Source organism: Vibrio sp. Vb1574, assembly GCF_033338675.1.
In genome coordinates, this window is sequence record NZ_JAWOTC010000161.1 from 1 (window position 1) to 1,563 (window position 1,563).

At 44.2% G+C, this 1,563-nt stretch carries 1 protein-coding gene and 2 pseudogenes; 1 reads left to right on the forward strand and 2 read right to left on the reverse strand.

The window, feature by feature from the left end; translation table 11 throughout:
* Nucleotides 1-84 (reverse strand): annotated as a pseudogene (locus R7O12_RS24420) (3'-5' exonuclease); the annotation flags it as partial.
* A gap of 155 nt (nt 85-239) precedes the next feature.
* Nucleotides 240-1,145, reverse strand: a complete 906-nt coding sequence (locus R7O12_RS24425) for a LysR family transcriptional regulator (protein ID WP_318126621.1) — start codon at nt 1,143-1,145, stop codon at nt 240-242.
* A 109-nt stretch (nt 1,146-1,254) separates the two neighbouring features.
* Here R7O12_RS24425 and R7O12_RS24430 point away from each other — a divergent pair.
* Nucleotides 1,255-1,563 (forward strand): annotated as a pseudogene (locus R7O12_RS24430) (acetyl-CoA carboxylase carboxyl transferase subunit beta); the annotation flags it as partial.

A 1,563-nucleotide genomic window follows, 5' to 3' on the forward strand; every position in this document is an offset into this window, starting at 1 on the left:
AATTTCTATTGCGCGGTCACCCAAAGTAGGAGAGAGACCTGTGGTTTCAAAGTCGAGTACGACCACAGAGTTTGCTTGAGGCATGAAGTTTTCCAGCTGAGTAATATTGCGCAAGAGTATTATCGAAAGCGACAGAAAAAGAAAGGCGAATTCAACGGTGCTCCTTTGTCTATTTGGTTTCTACAAAGTCAGCCTTTCTGGTTCACAATGTATGGGCAGTAATAGGCAAGTCTATGGCTTTACCCGCTTGTTTCGTTATTCGCTTGGCGTTTTAAGTGCTCGATAAACGCCGGGATCTTCTTGGCTACGTGTTTTCTGGAAGCGTAAAAGGCATACAACACCAAATCTTCTGGTTCATATTCCAGTTCGATCACTTTCAGATCTCCTGATTCGATTTCTTCATGGCAAAACTCGACAGGTAGAATCGCAAACCCGAATCCTGCTAACGCGCCGGCTTTAGCAAGTTGCCCACTGTTGACCTTAAATGCAGATTGTACTCGTTGAGTTATCAGTTCTCCTTCCGAATTTCTGAAAACCCAAGGTGTTCCTTTCAATGCAGTAAAGCTGCTGATACAAGGAACGTGCTTCAAATCGGTAATTTTGAAAGGTCTCTGACGTGTTTGCAGTAGCTGAGGTGACGCGACCACAACACTCGGCCAACGCTTGATCTCTTTTGCAATCCAATTGCTGTCTTCAAGCTTGCCGCGGTGAAAACTCAAGATAACGTCAAACCCATCGAGCAAGTCCTCTTTAGGGCTTAGGTTCGTCTCGCAATTCAATGAAATAGCAGGGTACTGAGCACAAAAAGAGACGACGGCTTTAGCTAGTTCTGGTGAATCTGGCATGACAACGTTGAGCTGCCCCATGACCTCACGAGAGTGTTGCGTCACTTCTTCAAGCGCATCATTCAGTTTGTCTAACAAAGGCTGTGTGCGTAAATAGAGCTGTTCTCCAGCGTCTGTTGCACAGATTCGTCGAGTCGTTCTGTCGAACAAACGCACATCAAGCTGTTCTTCAAGTAACGCAATGTGGCGACTGACATTTGATGTCGGCAGAGATAAAAACTCGGCGGCTCTTTTGAAGCTGTTGTTCTCGTAGACACAATGGAAGCTTTTTAGCCATTGTTGATCAATTTTCTCAAGCATCTCCATTAATCCCATTTGGTTGGATTATAAAGCTAATAAGTTGCACTTTATTACTTAAAACAGGTTTATACAATGCGATTTACCGTTGTTTGGGCATAAAGGTTTTCCAATGAGTTGGTTAGAAAAACTATTAGATAAAAAGAACATCATTAATACGCGTAAAGCGTCGATTCCGGAAGGCGTATGGACTAAGTGTCCGTCTTGTGACCAAGTGCTGTATCGCATCGCGCTCAAGGAAAACTTGGAAGTTTGCCCCAAGTGTCAACACCATTTGCGAATGTCTGCGCGACATCGTTTAGACAGCTTCTTGGACAAAGGTGAGCGTATAGAGCTTGCTAGCGAATATGAGCCGAAAGATCTGCTCAATTTTAAGGACAAGAAACGCTACAAAGAGCGTCTTGCTCTGGCTCAAAAGAGT